Source organism: Polynucleobacter sp. IMCC 30228, from assembly GCF_021395205.1.
Lineage (GTDB): Bacteria > Pseudomonadota > Gammaproteobacteria > Burkholderiales > Burkholderiaceae > Polynucleobacter.
On sequence record NZ_JAJVCS010000003.1, the window covers coordinates 1 to 17104 of the forward strand.

The following is a 17104-nucleotide window of genomic DNA, read 5'->3' on the forward strand; positions in this document are numbered from 1 at the left end:
TCAGCCAAAAGTGGAGTATGCCCATCAGAGATTGGAAGGGTGCATTAAATCAGTTTAGTATTAAGTATGAGGAGAGAATCCCTCTGTAGTAAACGAACCCCGTTTACACAAAATATGGGACACCCTCGGTAGCCAATCGAACCGCTTCCGCCAAATAAATATAGCCCAATTTAGGGCTATATTTATTTGCCTTAATCGACCACTTCAGTGCGCCAGCCTATACATAGTATTTTGCTCAAGGGGGGACCCCCTTAGTGAGCTTTCCAGACTTGAGGGTGGCTTACAACCCCTTCGGATGCTCCAGTGCAACTAGCTCTGGCATGACATCGACTGTCATCAGACTATTGGCGGTTTCTGTCGTGGCGTTAAGCCATTCTTGGAAGAATTCAGGGCGTAGCACTACAGGCGTTCTTTTTTCTTCGCCTACCTTATGGAATTGCTGCATCACCAAGTGCTGATCTGCATTAATAGTGAGCATGCTAAATGAGACCACCAGTTCACCTGACTCCTTATCTGTCCACGTATCCCAAATTGAGGCAATGCCCATTGGTTCAGTATTAGCGGCCTTTATTTCCCAGCGCACAGCTTTGCCACTGGCATAGGAAGGCTCAAAGAAGTTATCGACCAAGACTAAGCAGTATTGCCGTTTTCGCCATGGTGTGCGGTAACTAGGTTTCTCAGCAACGGTTTCAGCTCTGGCGTTATATGTATGTCTACCAAAGGTCTCATCTTTAGCCCAATGCGGAATAAGCCCAAAGCGAGCTAATCCACAGGCGATTTGAGTCTTGTCATTACGTAATACGATTGGAGCAGGGTAGCTAGGGTAAGTTTCAATAGGATAGTGGGAAGGCAAGTCCACATCAAAGTGTTCTTTAGTCCAAATGCTATTTTGGGTCGGCGTGAAGTTGGTACACATAGCAAAATCATAAGCTACCCTTAACGATTTGCAATAACCCAGACCCCACCTTACCCCCCCCACCTTTATCGTCTACTTCACTACGCCAGCCAATACGTAGTAATTTGCTCAGGGGCTAACCTTTTGTGAAGTTTCCTGACCATAGAATAAAAGCGGCGCTTTAATTATTCAAACCTATTCAGACTTAGATGGTAGCTTTACTCGACTATGGATATTTTAAGACATTCGTATTTGGTATTTATGATGTTTATCAGGCGGGTAGGAAAGCAAGCGAAACGCAAGTAGTTTATTTTGATGGAATTAGCAAGCAAGTTAGCAATTATTAGGAAGGCAGGTATCTTGCTGTGCATCCAATTCTGATCTAGATGATCAGTTAGCTAAAGAGTGGCATGGCCCGATTTAAACAAAAGATCTTGTAGGAGTAGGTTTCAATAAGGATATAATTGTAGTAACATATCTACATTACCTGATTTTAGGAGCTACCATGACCATTACTACCGTCTCTAGCCGTCAATTTAACCAAGATGCTAGCGGAGTAAAAAAAGCCAGCCAATCTGGCCCAGTATTTATTACTGATCGAGGACGGCCTGCTCATGTTTTATTAACTTATGAAGCGTATAAAAATATATGCGGGAAAGAAGCCAAAATTGCCGATTTATTAGCACTAGTTGGGGCTGAAAATATTGATTTTTTGCCTTCAGGTAGTCGGGATATCGCTAAACCAGCTGAATTTTTCTAATGTATTTAATCGATACAAATGTAATTTCTGAAATTCGTAAGATTCGTTTTGGAAGTGCCAACAAAAATGTAGCGAAATGGGCTGATGATGTAGATGCTCGAGAACTATATCTTTCTGTTATCACAGTTGAAGAACTGGAGATTGGCGTTTTATTACTAAAGCGACGAGACCCAAAACAAGGCGCTGTTCTAAGAGCTTGGCTTGATCATCAAGTTTTCCCTGCATTTGAAGGGCGCATATTAGAAATTGATATGGCCATCGTTTTACGTAGTGCGCATTTACACGTACCAAATCCAAAGCCATTAAGAGATGGCTTAATTGCCGCAACTGCATTAGTTCATAGTATGACTGTGGTGACGCGCAATGTAGAGGATTTTAAAATGGCTGGGGTAAAAATTTTTGATCCTTGGCAATAAGTTATCGCTGATCTTATTAAATGAGTTGAGACTTGCTAAGTCGAGGGGCTAATTTTTAAGGCGCTGGATTTGATCATGCTCTTTTTTAGAGCCAATTACACCCTATAGCGCTGGCATATGCTAATTTCAAATACAGACTTACAAGAGTTGGCTAAGGTTTCCTGAGGTGAGTTCCTGAGAAATCTAGCGGTTGATGCGCTTGAGAATCAATATATAAAGGTGGTAAGCTAATGAATAATTGGCAAATAGTGATGGATAATAAAGTGAATTTAAAAAGGCTAAGCATGCGTGCAAATTTCCGCAATTGGACATTACTGGTTGGATTATTATGTGTCGCCGCAGCCTGCGTCATTGCTTACCTAATTACTTTGCCAGCTGAGGCCGATGTTTCTTTGTTATTTGATGCGCCTAAATATAGTAGTTTGCAATATTGGATTTCTACTTAACTTATTTTAAAGAGAGAATTGACATGCAAGCCTCTATGTTAGAAGAAGTAATCACAGTACCTAATCCTTATCCAATTCGTTTTCAAGTTCAATATGATGAAGTCTGGCATCTTTGCCAGCAAGCGCGCGATTTAACGTGGAATCCTGATCACATTGATTTTGCTGATATTCGGGATGCCGATTTACCCCAAGAGGTAAGAGAGGCTGGGGGCGAGTGGTGGAGCTTGCGCTCGTGGATGGAGCATGGCGCCATCGCTTATGGAACAGAACGCCTTCGCGAAGCTATTTTTGCTCACCAGCCGTTTGAAATTAAGCAGCATATTGTCAATTTTATTGCTGAAGAGTTACGCCACCATGAAGCCTCGGTATTAATTGCCAAAAATTTAGGCGGATATCACGACGAGCCACGAGCTGATTACTTTAAATTGGTCATTCCCCGTTTTCATGATGAACGTGATGAAAAGGCGATGAGTTTTTTTGCGGGCTTAGCAGTCAATACCTTATTTGAACAATTATCAGGTGAATTGTTGCAAGCACGATATGAAAATGCTCGCTTTGAATCGATCCGCATGGCCTGTAAATTAATTTTGCGTGATGAAGCTCGCCATATTCAGTTTGGTCGAATCATTATGCGACGTTTTTTTGAAACTTTAAGTGCTGATGAAAAGCGCCTGATTGGGGAAAAGTTCTCCAAAAAATTACGTGGCAGCTTGCTTAATGGTGTGTATTCAGTAGTGAACTTGCCGGAGGATGAGCGTAAGCGTGCAGGGCGTAACAGGGCGCTTGCATCTGAATATGGTTTGGGTGCTACGCATCCCGATGAGGAAGTAGAAGTGATCCGCAATGCTTTAGACCGCATTCGCGCTGACGTCGCCCCTTACGGAGTTGAGATTCCTGCTATTCCAGAGCTAGACGGCTTAGCTCAGTTATCAAGTTAAGAAAAATATTGTTATTAAGGGAGATTAAGGAATTGAACAGTTTTTCTAAATTACTAGTGCTGACAGTAGCTTTATTTAGCCTCCCTGCATTAGCCCAACAAACTTACCCGCAGAAACCGATTACCTTAGTCGTGCCCTATCCCCCTGGCGGTTCAGCTGATATTTTGGCGAGAGCACTAGCGCCAAAATTGGGCGAACGCTTGGGACAGACTATTTTGATTGAAAATCGCGCGGGAGCGGGTACAGCAATTGGTGCAAAGGCAGTTGCGAGTGCGGCCCCCGATGGCTATACCTTGCTATTAGGCACCGTTAGCTCGAATGCGATTAATCCTGCGATGACTAAGGTTGGCTATGACCCAATCAAAGATTTTGTCGCGATTGCACCTGTGGCCGCCATCCCATTTGTTTTGGTAGCTAACCCCACTTTTCCTCGTAATAATGTGGGTGAATTAATTGCCTATGCTAAGGCAAATCCTGAGAAAGTCAGTTACGCATCTGCGGGCCCAGGCACGTCAAATCATTTAGCGGGCGTTATGCTAGCTTCAGCTGCACAAATTAATTTAGTGCATGTACCTTATAAAGGAAGTGCGCCAGCATTAAATGATGTTATTGGCGGTCATGTGCCAATCATGTTTGATTTAATCGCCACTGCGCAACCGATGATTCAAGCAGGAAAAGTGAAGGCTCTGGCAGTAACCAGTAAAGCGCGCACATCTTTATTGCCCCAAGTGCCAACCATGCGAGAAAGTGGTTTAGCCGATTATCAAGTAAGCGCGTGGTTTGGTATTTTTGGCCCTGCAGAAATGCCGATAGCTATTATTAATAAATTAAATCTTGAAATTACTGCAGTAATTAAAAATCCGGAAATGCAAAAACGTTTGCGTGAGTTGGGTGCTGAACCCGAGACCGCAACGCCACAAGAATATGAGCGTTTTGTGCGCGAGGAAGCAGCAAAGTGGGTAACGGTTGTGAAGTTGGCAAACTTGGCCCCTTAATTCATTATTTAAGCGTCGAAAAATTTCTCATCTAGCTTGTGGCCCCTAGTCAAATTCCTGTAGCTTTATTTCCTAGCCTACAGAGAATTGGCAATTCCTGGGCTAGCGATATTCAGCGGTATAGCCAAGAAGTAAAAGACCTCTACGCCCCTTTGCATGCTTTAACGAATAATGAGGACATTACTGTTGAACGCAATTTAGCTTATGGCGAAGATGCTCGGCAAGTACTGGATATTTTTATTCCTGCGCAGGTAAAAAATGCTGGCGTAGTCATTTTTGTGCATGGCGGTGCCTTTGTACGGGGTGCAAAATGTACCACCGATAGCTTGTATGACAATGTTTTATATTGGTTTGCCCGTCAAGGCTATATCGGAGTCAACGTTGAATATCGTTTGGCGCCAGCAGCAACATACCCTGCTGGTGGCATTGATGTAGCTTTGGCAATTGAATGGGTGCATAACCATATTGCTCAATTTGGCGGAAATCCTAAACAAATTCTATTAATTGGACATTCCGCTGGCGGTACTCATGCAGCTGCTTATGTGTTTGATCCTGCCGTAGCTTGTTTTGGTAAATATCTAGAGGCGCTAGTTTTAATTTCTGCACGTTTAAAGGCAGACGTTCTGCCAGAAAATCCGAATGCTGAAGGAGTACGCGCTTATTTTGGTGCAGATGAAAATCAATATGCTGAAAAATCACCGCTGACATACGTAGCTAATAGCTCCTTGCCAACCTTAGTGGTGGTGGCAGAATTTGAAAATCCGCTCTTAGATGTATATGGGAAAGCCTTTGCTAGAAAATTAGCAGAGGTTCGCTCGGCAAAGCCTTTGTTATTAGAAAAGGCAATGCATAATCACATGTCGATTGTGGCCCACTTTAATAGCAGTGAAGATGAATTGGGGCGGCAGATTTTAGAGTTTTGGGAAAATCAGCAGTAATAAGTAGTTTAGAGCGCTGGAAGTTGAAGGTTCTGAGCCTTAATTTTGAGTTTGATATAAGATAAAGAAAAATATTAGGGGACAATAAAATGAAAAAAATAAGTTATATTTCGAAAGTAATGGGTTTTTTATGTGCTTCAGTAGCTTTACATTACTCAGGTTTAGGGCAAGCAGCCGAACCTTTTCCTAATAAAGAAATTCGCCTCATCGTACCTTGGAATGTAGGCGGCTCTAATGATATTTCAGCCAGACTTTTATCGCAGCTAATTGCAGAGCAAGGCATTAAGGTGGTGGTAGAAAACATAGCTGGGGCTACGGGTTCAATTGGCATGGGCAAAGTGGCTAATGCAGAGCCTGATGGTTATACAGTTGGCATGGGCACAAGCTCAACCATGGCGATGATTGCGCAAAATTTAACCACTTTAAAAAATGATCAATTTGCACCTATAGCCAGAGTAACGACAGATCAATTGTTATTACTAGTGCCTGGCGATGGGCCGGCGACAAATTTAGATGCTTTTCTCGCTATGGTTAAAAAGAATCCAAATAAGATTTCGATTGGCACACCTGGCAGCAATAACTTGAATCATATTTTTGCTGTGATGACTGGGAGGGTCGTAAATACTGAAATTATTACTATTCCTTATACAGGTGGATCGAAAGTTATTGTTGATTTGGCGGGTAAGCAAATTGATGCTGCAGTTTTAAAACCGTCGGAAAGTAAAACACAAATTGATGCTGGCCTTGTAAAGCCCATCGGCGTATTTGCCAATGACCGGATTAAAACTTTGCCGAACGTTCCAACCTTTAAAGAAAAAGGCTTTGACGTTTTTCCTTTTGGGCCACTTGTGCAGATGGCATATATCGCTGCGCCTGCAAAAACCCCGCAAGCCGTGCAAGATCGCTTGATCACTATTTTTAGTAAGGCAATTCAAGACCCACGATTTAAGAAGGCCTCTGAAGAGGGTGGGGCTAAAGTAGATGATGTAACAGGCAAAGCACTTGGTGAAGAAATCGTGGCCGTTACTAAAACACTCGCTGTAGTTGGTCCAAAAATATTTACAACAGAAAAGAAATAATTTTCTAGCTGAAAGCCGTCATTCATGTCAAAAATTAAGAAAGTCACGTGCCACGTTGTTTCGGCTCCGGTTGCAAAACCCTTTACATCTTCAAGAGGGTGGATTTATAAAACCCGTGGATCTTGTATTGTCGAAATCGAAACCGTTGATGGCATTGTTGGTTGGGGCGAATGTTATGGTCCATCAGCAGTTGCAAAAAGTTTTATCGATACCCAGTATGCGCCGCGTATTCTGGGCATGGACTCATTTGATGTAGAAGTGATTTGGGAGGAGCTCTACAACCGCATTAAAGATTACGGTACTAGAGGAATGGCGATTTCAGCAATTAGCGGTATTGATATTGCCCTGTGGGACATTATTGGTAAGAGTTGTGGTCAGCCCATTCATAAATTAATTGGTGGCTCTTACCGCACCGAGGTGTTTGCCTATGCTACGGGACTATATTTTATTGATATGGATCGCTTAATCGAAGAGGCAGTTGAAGAGGCCCTGGAATTTAAAGGTAACGGTTTTACAGCAATCAAAATGAAGATTGGTTTGGGTAATCCCAAATTTGATATCAAGCGTGTTGAAGCAGTGCGCAAAGCAATTGGCGATGATATTCGGCTGATGGTTGATGCCAATCATTGCTTTACTGTACCGCAAGCAATTCGTATTGGCCGCGAGTTAGAGCAATTGGATGTGGAATGGTTTGAAGAACCTATTTCACCAGAGGATATTGATGGCTATGTTGAGGTCACCCGTGCCTTAGATATGGCTGTCGCAGGGGGTGAGAATGAATTTACCCGCTGGGGCTTCCGTGATCTAGTGGTAAGAAAAGCCATGGATATTGTGCAGCCTGATGTCTGTGCCGCCGGAGGAATAAGTGAGTGCCGTAAGATCGCCACTCTAGCTAGCGCTCATGGGGTGGAGTGTGTGCCGCATGCTTGGGGTTCTGCCATTGGTTTGGCTGCTACTTTGCATTTCTTGGCTGCACTGCCTGATCAACCCCCAAGTTTTAAAGGTAACCCTCCATTATTAGAATTAGAGCAATGTGAAAATCCATTCCGCGATCTTCTGTCGATTGAGCCCATTGAGCAACACAATGGTAAGGTAAAAATTCCAACTGGACCCGGCTTAGGAATTGAAATTAATCGCAGCGTTTTAGATCAATACCGAGTTTCATAAGAATATTATTTTTTTGAGTCTAGCAACTAGTTTACTTGTGCAGTCATCAAAATCCAATAAAACAAGGGGTTCTTTTTCTTGAGTAAGAAGCCAAAGGTATTACTAACAAATCCAATTCATCCTCATTTTTTTGAAGAATTAGCTCAACACTGTGAGGTGGTGGTAGCCCCAGATACGAAGCCTGCAACCCTTAAAGCCTTAATTGGCGATTGCAATGGGTTAATAGTGCGTTCTCAGTTGCCAGCCGATATTTTTGAGAATGCAAAACAGATGAAGGCGGTGGTACGGCATGGGGTTGGGCTTGATTTCATACCGGTTGAGGCGGCTACTAAAAAGAATATCGCCGTAGCCAATTTGCCCGGATCGAATACGAATGCGGTAGTGGAATATTGCCTCGCAGTTATCTTTCATTTCCGTCGGCGTCTGCATGTCATTGACTCAATACTGAGAGATAAAGGTTGGGCAACTGCTCGCCCATTAGCAGATGATGTAACAGAAATTCAAACTACTACCTTAGGCATTATTGGCGTGGGGGCCATTGGCAGCGCTTTAGCAAAAGCTGCCAGTAGCTTAAATATGCAAGTGGTCGCCTTAACGAGGCGCCCAGAAAATTTACCTAAACATATTCGCGCAGTGAGCAAGAACGATTTATTTTCTCAGGCTGATGTGATTGCCATTTGTTGTCCCCTGAATGATCAAACACGCGGCTTAGTTGACGCAAGTGCCATTGCGCTCATGAAGCCCAATGCCATCTTAATTAATGTAGCGCGCGGACCCGTGGTCGATACTAAAGCTATCATTACAGCGCTTAAGGCAGGAAAAATTGCTGGGGCAGCCATGGATGTGCATGATGAGCATCCTTTAACTGGACAAGAAGAAGTTTTTAATTGCCCCAACTTACTTCTAACGCCTCATCTGGCCTCTATTACTGCGAGTAGTATGCGTGGCATGAGTGAGGGTGCTGTTAAAACAATGTTAGCTTTATTGCGTGGGGATCGCCCCGACAATACAGTTAATCCCACCGTATTTACTAACTAGAATGTTGTGACCATGAAAAATCCCATGCGAATCGTTAAATTAGAGGCTGTGCCTATTTCATTCCCAGTGCCTGAAAATAAATCAGTGCGCTTGGGTATTGGTAGAAGCGTTAAACGTGATTCGGTATTGGTGCGCATTGAGACCGAAGATGGACATGTGGGGTGGGGGGAGGCGCATCATGGGCGAGCGCCTGGCGCCATTGCTAAATTAATTGATACCACCATGCGCGAGTTGGTATTAAATCAAGACGCTTCAGATATTAATGGCATTTGGGCACGGGTCTATAAGATGCAAATCTCGACTCACGGCATGGGGGCAGCTGCCGTTCTTGCCCTAAGTGGAATTGACATCGCTTTGTGGGATATTCGTTCGCAAGTAGATGGGCAGCCTTTGTATCGCTTACTAGGAGGCTCATCTAAAAAAATTAAGGCTTATGCTGGCGGCATTGCTTTGGGCTGGCAAGAGCCCGATTCGTTAGCGAGAGAAGCTTTAGAGCATGTGGCCACAGGCTATCGGGCATTGAAATTACGGGTTGGCGATACCGCTGAAAAAGATATTGCTCGCGTGCTAGCAGTAAGAAAAGCAGTAGGGTCCGAGATCGATCTGCTAGTAGATGCGAATACAAATTACACCTTACTAGATGTTCGTAAAGTGATGCCCGCCTTTGATGAGGCTGGCGTTAATTGGATTGAAGAGCCATTTCCTCCGCAAGATCGAAAAGCTTATCGGATGGCACGCAGCTTGGGGAGAGTGCCATTTGCTGCGGGTGAAAACCATTTCACCCGCTATGAGTTCGCTACCTTAATTGAGGATGGGGATGTGCAATTTATGCAACCCGACTTGTCTAAGGCGGGTGGCGTGACTGAATCAATGCGGATTGCAGCTATGGCTAGTGCTAATAAGCTCACTGTGAATCCACATACCTCGGCTACTGCAATTAATATGGCAACCACCATTCACTATCTCTGCGCGGTTGATAACCCAGGGTATTTCGAGGGTGATGTTACTTCGCTAAATCCTTTTAGAGATGAGATGATGGATAAGGTAGCCTATGTACTAGATGCAGATGGTTTTGTTAGGCCTTATGATGGTATCGGCATTGGCATGAAAATTAATTTAGACTTCATCAAAGATCATCCATTAATTGATGGTCCTTGTTATGTTTAGCCTTTCTCAATTGGAGAATACTAATGAGTTTGATAATTAAACCAGAAAATCCAGCAAGACCTAATTTTGTTGGGATTGCTAGTGGTATTGATTTAAGAAATCCACAGGATGAGGAAACCATACGAGCGATTGATCGTGCTATGGATCAATATGCAGTTCTCGTTTTTCGAGGTCAGCCATTAACGCAAGATGAGCAAATTGACTATTCACAACAATTTGGCCCATTAGATTCAGGCTTACGTAAAGCTACAGGGGCGCCTACCCGTTTTAAGCATGAGCAGCTCATCGATATAGGTAATGTAGCTTTAGATGGATCAATCGCTAAGCGAGATAACAAAAAGTTGTTGGGCGTCTTGGCTAATCAATTGTGGCATAGCGATAGTACTTTCCAAAATATCCCAGTTAAATATTCGATGCTATCTGCAGTCATTGTTCCCGAAGAGGGTGGTCAATCGGAGTGGGCTGATTTACGCGCCGCTTGGGATGCGTTGCCAGAAAAAACCAAGCAGTATGTTGAGGGACGCACAGGTTTGCATTCTGCTTTTCATTCTCGTATTGCTTTGGGTGATGAGCACTATACCGAGGAGCAGTTGGCTAAATTTCCGCCTGTTAGGCGATCTTTAGTGCACATACACTCGGGTTCAGGCCGTAAGGTTTTATTTCCCAGTGTCCATATTACCGAGGTTAGCGATTTAACAGTGCCTGAGGGGCGGTTGTTGGTGGCCGAGTTAATTGAACATGCTACGCAATCACAGTTTGTATATTCACATCACTGGCAGCCCGGTGATTATGTAATGTGGGATAACCGCACAACCTTGCATCGTGGCCGCCGCTATGACCTCTCAGTGCGTCGCGATTTACGGAGAACCACCACCCTAGAGCGCGACTACATACCATTGGAGGTAACCGCTTAATGATGATCTTAAAAAAACGATGCTTACATTGCTTGCTAGTCATTACGACAATGATGTACACAAGCCTTTCATGGGCAGATGTTTACCCATCTAAGCCAGTAAAGTTAATTGTGCCTTTTGCTGCAGGCTCAGCATCGGATACGGTGACGCGCTCAGTAGCTGAGCGCTTAACGCTATCGATGGGCCAACCATTTTTAGTAGAGAACAGGGCTGGCGGTGGAGGTACGATTGCGAATGATTATGTAGCAAAGGCACCTCCTGATGGCTATACGCTCTTAATTTCAACGGCGGCTTTACCCATCAGCGCAAGCGCTTATACCAATCTGAAGTATGACACTAGTGCATTTGTGTCTGTTACCGTCTTTACTAATTCTGCGTTGGCCTTAGCCGTTAATCCTACTTTTCCAGCAAAAAATGTGCGTGAATTTATTGATTACGCTAAAGCCAATCCAACCAAAGTAAATTTTGGCTCTTTAGGTGTTGGTACTTCTCATCATGTAACCGCCGAGAAATTAAAATTAGATGCTGGCATCAATATGACCCATGTTCCTTATAAGGGATCTGGACCAGCCCATCTTGATTTGATGGGCGGGCAAATTCAGGTGATGTTTGATAATTTAGTGGCCCTGATGCCTCACTTTAAGAGTGGCAAATTACGACCCGTAGCAGTTACTACCCTCAAACGTCATCCGCAGCTACCTGATGTGCCTACGCTTTCAGAGTCTGGCGTTAAAGGCTTTGAAGCAGTAGCTTGGTTCGGTATGGTGGCACCCCCTGGCACTCCAAAAGAGATTATTAATAAGCTGAATGTTGAAGTAGTCAAAGCGTTGAACACCCCTGAGGTTCGTCAACGGCTTATTGATGGGGGCTCAGAAGTCATTGGTAACTCACCTGAAGAAGCCGATCGCTTTTTAAAGGCAGAGATAGCTAAATGGGCGGTAGTGGTGAAGAATGGCAAGATAACTGCGGAGTAGGCCCCTGAACTCCAATTGTTTGAACCTTATTTCATTAAACCTAAACAGAGATTCTTGGTATCGCTTGACCGAATAGAGTAACAATACGATTTATCATGCTTCGCTTGGCCTAGACACAGGTTTTTAAGGTCCTCTTCCCTAATTGAATAGCAATAAGAAGCATCATTTTTAGAAATGCCAAGACAATAATTCTTTTTATCGACGTCATTAATTGAATAACAACTAGAGGAGTCAGCAAAAAGAAGTGGTGCACTAAGGGTGCCCACCAGCAATAAGATAATTTTCATCATATTAAAAATAAACTTGACAATATTTGGAATATTTATAAACCTATTTAGGCCATGGCTATCTTAGTCTAGGTAGGGCTTTTAATAAATCTAATAACCCTTCATCAGAATACCTGGGGCCAATTATTGATATACCAAGTGAACCCTCTGAGGTTGATATAACAGGCATGCTAATTTCTGGCAAGCCCCCTAATCCGGCAATACAGAGCAATGATTGTGATTGCCGACGGAATTCATCTAATTGAGACTCAGTACTAGATAATAAGGGTGGAAAATTGCTAACTGTTGGTATCAGCAAAAGTTTTTTACTGGTAAGCGAGCTTAGGAGCGCCTGTATTTTTTCTCTTGCCTTTAAAGCTTCAAGTGTAGTTTGAGCATCTATTTTGCTGGCATACAAAAATCTTTCTTTGATGCCGGGCCCAAACTTATTTAAATACTTCCCGGCCCAATTTCCATGCTCTTCCCATACTTCACTTGCTTGAATTATTCTAAAAGTATCTGCCCAAGAATTTAAGTTAAATTCAGAAATATTAGAAAAAGATAAATCCCACCCCTTAAAGATAGTTTGGATTTTATTTAAGGAAATTATTTTAAGTTCATCTGGTATTAATTCCCATGCCTGTTCGGGAAGAAGAAGTCCATTGCTAAAACTTTGCTCTGGCACTTCTTTATTCAGCAATACTTTGCCGACATCATTCAGTACATGAGAGTCTCTAGCAAACCATCCCAAGGTGTCAAAACTTTTGGCTAGAGGTTTGGCGCCCGCCAATGAAATTCTTCCATGAGTCGGCCGCATTCCGTAAATTCCACAGAAGCTAGCCGGCACTCTTATAGAGCCACCGGTGTCTGAGCCAATTGAAAAATCGACCAATTTACCTGCAACAGCTACCGCTGATCCACTTGAAGAGCCCCCAGGTACACGATTAGGCGAAAGCGGATTGATCGGCGTTCCATAATGGGCGTTTATGCCTAAAATACTATATGTCAGTTCATCGGTATGTGTTTTGCCAAGGAGTGTTGCACCACTACCTAGAAGATCTAAAACAACTGGGGCTGTCTTATTGGGAATGGGGTGGCTTTTTTTCCAATCAGGACTTCCAAAGGCAGTGGGGAAGCCGGCAATGTCAAATATGTCTTTTACGCCAAAGGTGTATTGACTAAGAATTTTATTTTCAGCTCCCTTGAGATAGGGCTCTCCATATTGAATAAATGCATCAAACTGATCCGGCGGCAATTTTATATTCATTTATAGATTCTATTTGCGATGAACTTGTTAAAATTTGAAATATTTTTTGGGTGAAGGTTCTATGCTAAATAATGAAGCGCTTTTGGGGATTTGGAAACTATTATCCTATGAGGTTGAGATTCAAAAATCAGGTGAGATTTTTTATTCAATGGGCAAAAATCCCTCTGGTTTTGCAAGCTTTACTATCAATAATTATGTCATGGTTACGTTGACAGCTGAGGGTAGAAGAGTTGCAACAAATGATCAAGAGCGTGCGGCATTACTGGATACCATTGTTTCGTACGCTGGCACCTACCGCATTGAAGGCAATGAGTGGGTTACAAGTGTGATAGTTGCGTGGAACCCTGAATGGATCAACACTGAACAACGACGTCAATTTGAGATTAAAAATAGTCACTTAAAAGTTTTAACATCATGGCGAGTGATGCCAAACTGGGCAGATAAGGGTATGCAACGCAGCATTTTGACTTTTACAAAAGTAGCCTAAATAAATAGCTACACTTTATTTAGGCTTTTCCTGCATTAGAGTCTACAGCCTTGATTGCTTTTTGAAATATCCCTATAGGCATTACCCCAATACCTCTTCCTAGCAAGCCCATTCCATCGCTAGCGACCATTCCGGTTGAGACTAGTGGTGTATTTCCAGTTTCTAAAATTAGTCTGACATCCACCCCAATCATGGTATCAAGAATAGGATTTTCATGTATTAAGATTGATTTCGCTCTTTGGGAATCATTCATCTTTAACCATGGTGCAAGAGCTGCTTGCAAACTTGGTGATCTGTAAAGCGCTTGACCGCCCAAGCCATACGCATCAATGATGCTACTGTCGCCAAGATGAGGTGGGAAACTAGTGATGGGCGGACCAGCCTTAATTGCCGGGCCTTCGATTGCAAATGGCTCGCAGGTAAGCCATTGGCTACCGAGCCCAGATACTTGAATTGCAGATTCAATGCCATTGCCAGTAATATTAGTGACTATAGTTGACCCATTAATTCCATTGGCCCTATCGAGCATTGCGGCACAAGCGGGAATCCATTGGCTTAAAAAATAGGTTGGCGTTTCCAATAAAGTGTTTAAAGTTTCTAATACATTTTTAGATTCAAGCTTGCGTGTCAAGAATACTGAATGCAGCATTTGCGTTGCGCTGGAGAGTCGATTATGCAGATCATCACCTTCATTTAATGCCGCTCGGGCAATAGATAGAAGGTCTATTGGCCTGCTTTTGAGTAATTCTTGAAAGCCAGGAAATAGTACCCGATCTCTAAATAACAACCGGTCAATAACTGCTAAATCTCTAGTACCAAAGCGCATTTGCGGGCCAAGCCCAGAGCCGAGAAAGCCAAACCATAATTGCTTATTATTTTTCTCGGCTTGAATAATGGTTAGGGGGGTAGATTGGCTTATTACTGCAGCTAACGGCACAGATGCTCTGTAATCATGGCTTGGCAGGAGGCGGATGAACCCCGACTTTACTAATTGGGTCGCCTCCAATTCATTTTTTGCCCAACCCTCATAAATGCAAGTCAGGATGGTTGAGTTCAAAATCGGCAGGGGCGGTTCACAGGGATTCTTGAGGGGTGGTCCTGCATGAAGGACCGTCATATCTGGTAATTTAAGGAGATCAGCGGCTCTTCCAACGCCAATCCACATTGGTCTAGAGGCAAGAATAGAAGAAATACCCCTATTATTAGGATTGTCTTTAGAGCTAGGAAAATTTGCCTTATTTTGCATTGGAAGCCCTAAATTCCTTGTTTATATGAATCAATATATACAGCAAATCAATGCCCACTCGTTTGGGATCCCAAACTGTTTACGTAACTTTAAATTTAGTTTACTCTACATGCAATGAATCAAGTAACCCAAATAAATCCGGAAAAATCGTCTTTAGCTGAGTTGGTTCATCAGAGAATTCGGAATGACATATATGAATTCCACCTTCTTCCCGGTGAACGGTATACGGAGGCGAATTTGGCGCAGCGCTATAGCGTTTCAAGGACGCCACTGCGATTAGCTTTGCATATGCTACAGAGAGAAGGTTTTCTAAACAAGGGCAGTGGTCATGCAGCTTGGCAAATTCCACCTATTGACCTTGACTATTTTCAAGATCTTTACGACCTTAGAGTGAATTTGGAGTTAATTGCTATTCGCCGTATATGCCTCTCTGAAATTCCTCCAGATTTCTCGGTACTGAAAAGCTTCTGGTTAGTAACCGAAGAAGAGCGAAGTATAGATGGTCAAGTTGTTGCAAATGCAGACGAGATTTTTCATAGTACCTTGGTTAAGGCTGCTGGAAACGCTGAAATGTCTAGAGTCCATACCGATATTACTGAGCGAATACGCATCATTCGACGTCTCGACTTTATTGAGGGTGCAAGAATAACTGCTGCATATGATGAACACGCCAAGCTCTTAAAGGCGCTGATAAAGCGCAAGCAAGAGCTTGCCGAAGTATTGTTAAAAACGCATATTGAGGTTTCTCGAACAGAAATTCGTAACCTTACACTGCATCGATTATCTGAGGCAGCAAATTCTAATAGACGGTTAGTTTAAAGGTGCGAGTGATTAAATGATGAAATATGATCTTTTGTTAAGCGGGGGATTTGTTATTGACCCTAGAAATAAGATAAATCGCGTTTGTGATATTGGGATTAAGAATGGAAAAATTGCCCAGGTTGCCGTTGGTATTGACCGAAACTTAGCTACAAAACCTATTGATGTATCTGGAAAATTAGTTACCCCAGGATTAATTGACACGCATGCCCATGTTTTTGAATATGTAACAGGTAGATTTGGGCTTGAAGCTGACATGTGTGGCGTTGATTCTGGCGTAACGACTTTAATTGATCAAGGGGGCCCTTCTTGCATGACACTGCCTGCCTTTCGGGAATATGTAGTTAAACCTAAAAAGTCCCGCATTTTTACCTACTTATCGTCATATCTTGTTGGTGGTATGGAAGGCCACTATTACCCGTCCCTATATAAGCCAGATTGTGTAGACATTGGAGCAAGCGTTAAATCTGCGCTTGCCAACCCAGATATCGTCAAGGGTTTTAAGGCACATGCTGAGCTTGGAGGTTTTGCGCGCTGGGGAATTGAAGTTATTCGTCAGGCTGCAGAAATTGGCGCGCAGGCTAAATTACCCATTTATATTCATTTTGGACAATTGTGGCCTTTGCCGTCTGAGGGCGATAACGGTATTGATGCAGATACGATACTTGCACAAGTTGTGCCTCTGCTTAAGGCAGGTGATATTTTGGCACATCCCTTTACGCGTCATCCAGGTGGTTTTGTAAACCGCAATGGTAAGGTACATGCAATTGTTCAGGAGGCCATTGCAAAGGGGCTCAAAATTGATGTCGGTCACGGCTCACATTTTAGTTATAGGATGGCGCAAATTGCTTTAGAGGCCGGAATTCTGCCGGACACGTTGGGTGCTGATATGCATGGATATAACACTTCAGTTCCAAAGTCTTCGATGGCTGGTACCCCTGATGAGCATTCTGATAAAGATCATATGTTTTTTGGGCAAGTAAAATTCTCACTTGTATCTGCAATGTCAGCTATGTTGGCGTTAGGCCTTCCTATTGAGCATGTTGTAGCAATGGCTAGTTGGAATCCCCAACGTTACTTTGGTCTACCAGACGATATAGGACATCTAGGCGTGGGCGCCTTAGCAGATATTTCAGTGCTTAATGATGATCGTGGGCATTTTGAGCTTACCGATAATGAGGGCACCAAAATTATTTCAGATCGTATGTTGACGCCCGCTTTTTGTTTTCGCGATGGCATACGACATGAAGTTCGGTCACCAATTTTGCCTCAGATCTTAGCAGCTTAAATCA

The 17104-nt window shown here is 43.1% G+C and carries 18 protein-coding genes; 15 read left to right on the forward strand and 3 right to left on the reverse strand.

Features of this window, described 5'->3' with window-relative positions:
- Positions 1 to 280 precede the first annotated feature (280 nt).
- Positions 281 to 916 (reverse strand): SOS response-associated peptidase, encoded by a 636-nt coding sequence (locus LZT21_RS05770; RefSeq protein ID WP_233925319.1) that lies wholly within the window; start codon positions 914 to 916, stop codon positions 281 to 283.
- Positions 917 to 1400: 484 nt separating this feature from the next.
- Here LZT21_RS05770 and LZT21_RS05775 point away from each other — a divergent pair, with 484 nt between their 5' ends.
- From LZT21_RS05775 to LZT21_RS05830, 12 genes are all read left to right on the forward strand, one after another.
- Positions 1401 to 1655 (forward strand): type II toxin-antitoxin system Phd/YefM family antitoxin, encoded by a 255-nt coding sequence (locus LZT21_RS05775; RefSeq protein ID WP_233925310.1) that lies wholly within the window; start codon positions 1401 to 1403, stop codon positions 1653 to 1655.
- Complete coding sequence (locus tag LZT21_RS05780) at positions 1655 to 2071, forward strand: type II toxin-antitoxin system VapC family toxin (protein ID WP_233989811.1); 417 nt, start codon at positions 1655 to 1657, stop codon at positions 2069 to 2071. The genes LZT21_RS05775 and LZT21_RS05780 overlap by 1 nt, the downstream gene beginning before the upstream one ends.
- 284 nt (positions 2072 to 2355) lie before the next feature.
- On the forward strand, positions 2356 to 2517 hold the full coding sequence (locus tag LZT21_RS05785) for a hypothetical protein (RefSeq protein WP_233925293.1): 162 nt from the start codon (positions 2356 to 2358) through the stop codon (positions 2515 to 2517).
- Between the two features lie 23 nt (positions 2518 to 2540).
- Positions 2541 to 3455 carry a diiron oxygenase gene (locus LZT21_RS05790; protein WP_233925292.1) on the forward strand — a complete coding sequence of 305 codons (915 nt, stop codon included), beginning with the start codon at positions 2541 to 2543 and terminating at the stop codon, positions 3453 to 3455.
- 32 nt (positions 3456 to 3487) lie between these two features.
- Complete coding sequence (locus tag LZT21_RS05795; protein ID WP_233989813.1) at positions 3488 to 4450, forward strand: tripartite tricarboxylate transporter substrate binding protein; 963 nt, start codon at positions 3488 to 3490, stop codon at positions 4448 to 4450.
- A 38-nt stretch (positions 4451 to 4488) separates the two neighbouring features.
- A complete protein-coding gene (locus LZT21_RS05800; RefSeq protein WP_233989815.1) occupies positions 4489 to 5388 on the forward strand; it encodes an alpha/beta hydrolase in 900 nt (299 codons plus the stop codon).
- Positions 5389 to 5477: 89 nt separating this feature from the next.
- A complete protein-coding gene (locus LZT21_RS05805) occupies positions 5478 to 6467 on the forward strand; it encodes a tripartite tricarboxylate transporter substrate binding protein (RefSeq protein WP_233925289.1) in 990 nt (329 codons plus the stop codon).
- Positions 6468 to 6491: 24 nt separating this feature from the next.
- On the forward strand, positions 6492 to 7634 hold the full coding sequence (locus LZT21_RS05810) for a mandelate racemase/muconate lactonizing enzyme family protein (RefSeq protein ID WP_233936561.1): 1143 nt from the start codon (positions 6492 to 6494) through the stop codon (positions 7632 to 7634).
- Positions 7635 to 7712: 78 nt separating this feature from the next.
- Positions 7713 to 8672, forward strand: coding sequence for an NAD(P)-dependent oxidoreductase (locus LZT21_RS05815; RefSeq protein ID WP_233936564.1), 960 nt, complete (start codon positions 7713 to 7715; stop codon positions 8670 to 8672).
- A 12-nt stretch (positions 8673 to 8684) separates the two neighbouring features.
- Positions 8685 to 9839, forward strand: a complete 1155-nt coding sequence (locus LZT21_RS05820) for a mandelate racemase/muconate lactonizing enzyme family protein (RefSeq protein WP_233925286.1) — start codon at positions 8685 to 8687, stop codon at positions 9837 to 9839.
- Positions 9840 to 9862: 23 nt separating this feature from the next.
- On the forward strand, positions 9863 to 10753 hold the full coding sequence (locus tag LZT21_RS05825; protein WP_233989817.1) for a TauD/TfdA family dioxygenase: 891 nt from the start codon (positions 9863 to 9865) through the stop codon (positions 10751 to 10753).
- Positions 10753 to 11727, forward strand: a complete 975-nt coding sequence (locus LZT21_RS05830; RefSeq protein ID WP_233925284.1) for a tripartite tricarboxylate transporter substrate binding protein — start codon at positions 10753 to 10755, stop codon at positions 11725 to 11727. The genes LZT21_RS05825 and LZT21_RS05830 overlap by 1 nt, the downstream gene beginning before the upstream one ends.
- A 345-nt stretch (positions 11728 to 12072) precedes the next feature.
- Here the strand turns inward: LZT21_RS05830 and LZT21_RS05835 are convergent, their stop codons facing one another.
- A complete protein-coding gene (locus LZT21_RS05835) occupies positions 12073 to 13260 on the reverse strand; it encodes an amidase (protein ID WP_233989819.1) in 1188 nt (395 codons plus the stop codon).
- Positions 13261 to 13294: 34 nt separating this feature from the next.
- Between LZT21_RS05835 and LZT21_RS05840 the strand changes: the two genes are divergently transcribed.
- A complete protein-coding gene (locus tag LZT21_RS05840; protein ID WP_233989821.1) occupies positions 13295 to 13747 on the forward strand; it encodes a lipocalin-like domain-containing protein in 453 nt (150 codons plus the stop codon).
- A 19-nt stretch (positions 13748 to 13766) separates the two neighbouring features.
- Here LZT21_RS05840 and LZT21_RS05845 read toward each other — a convergent pair whose 3' ends face one another.
- Positions 13767 to 14993: a DUF1116 domain-containing protein gene (locus LZT21_RS05845; RefSeq protein ID WP_233989823.1), complete on the reverse strand. Its 1227-nt coding sequence runs from the start codon at positions 14991 to 14993 to the stop codon at positions 13767 to 13769.
- A 114-nt stretch (positions 14994 to 15107) separates the two neighbouring features.
- Here LZT21_RS05845 and LZT21_RS05850 point away from each other — a divergent pair, with 114 nt between their 5' ends.
- Together LZT21_RS05850 and LZT21_RS05855 are read left to right on the forward strand one after the other, a co-directional pair.
- Positions 15108 to 15812 carry a GntR family transcriptional regulator gene (locus LZT21_RS05850; protein ID WP_233989825.1) on the forward strand — a complete coding sequence of 235 codons (705 nt, stop codon included), beginning with the start codon at positions 15108 to 15110 and terminating at the stop codon, positions 15810 to 15812.
- Positions 15813 to 15828: 16 nt separating this feature from the next.
- Positions 15829 to 17100, forward strand: a complete 1272-nt coding sequence (locus LZT21_RS05855; RefSeq protein ID WP_233989827.1) for an amidohydrolase/deacetylase family metallohydrolase — start codon at positions 15829 to 15831, stop codon at positions 17098 to 17100.
- Positions 17101 to 17104 lie beyond the last annotated feature (4 nt).

Coding starts and splice junctions, on each gene's coding strand:
- LZT21_RS05770 (WP_233925319.1), bottom strand. CDS start 916: ATGTGTACCAACTTCACGCCGACCCAAAATAGCATTTGGACTAAAGAA.
- LZT21_RS05775 (WP_233925310.1), top strand. CDS start 1,401: ATGACCATTACTACCGTCTCTAGCCGTCAATTTAACCAAGATGCTAGC.
- LZT21_RS05780 (WP_233989811.1), top strand. CDS start 1,655: ATGTATTTAATCGATACAAATGTAATTTCTGAAATTCGTAAGATTCGT.
- LZT21_RS05785 (WP_233925293.1), top strand. CDS start 2,356: ATGCGTGCAAATTTCCGCAATTGGACATTACTGGTTGGATTATTATGT.
- LZT21_RS05790 (WP_233925292.1), top strand. CDS start 2,541: ATGCAAGCCTCTATGTTAGAAGAAGTAATCACAGTACCTAATCCTTAT.
- LZT21_RS05805 (WP_233925289.1), top strand. CDS start 5,478: ATGAAAAAAATAAGTTATATTTCGAAAGTAATGGGTTTTTTATGTGCT.
- LZT21_RS05810 (WP_233936561.1), top strand. CDS start 6,492: ATGTCAAAAATTAAGAAAGTCACGTGCCACGTTGTTTCGGCTCCGGTT.
- LZT21_RS05820 (WP_233925286.1), top strand. CDS start 8,685: ATGAAAAATCCCATGCGAATCGTTAAATTAGAGGCTGTGCCTATTTCA.
- LZT21_RS05825 (WP_233989817.1), top strand. CDS start 9,863: ATGAGTTTGATAATTAAACCAGAAAATCCAGCAAGACCTAATTTTGTT.
- LZT21_RS05830 (WP_233925284.1), top strand. CDS start 10,753: ATGATGATCTTAAAAAAACGATGCTTACATTGCTTGCTAGTCATTACG.
- LZT21_RS05835 (WP_233989819.1), bottom strand. CDS start 13,260: ATGAATATAAAATTGCCGCCGGATCAGTTTGATGCATTTATTCAATAT.
- LZT21_RS05845 (WP_233989823.1), bottom strand. CDS start 14,993: ATGCAAAATAAGGCAAATTTTCCTAGCTCTAAAGACAATCCTAATAAT.
- LZT21_RS05850 (WP_233989825.1), top strand. CDS start 15,108: ATGAATCAAGTAACCCAAATAAATCCGGAAAAATCGTCTTTAGCTGAG.
- LZT21_RS05855 (WP_233989827.1), top strand. CDS start 15,829: ATGATGAAATATGATCTTTTGTTAAGCGGGGGATTTGTTATTGACCCT.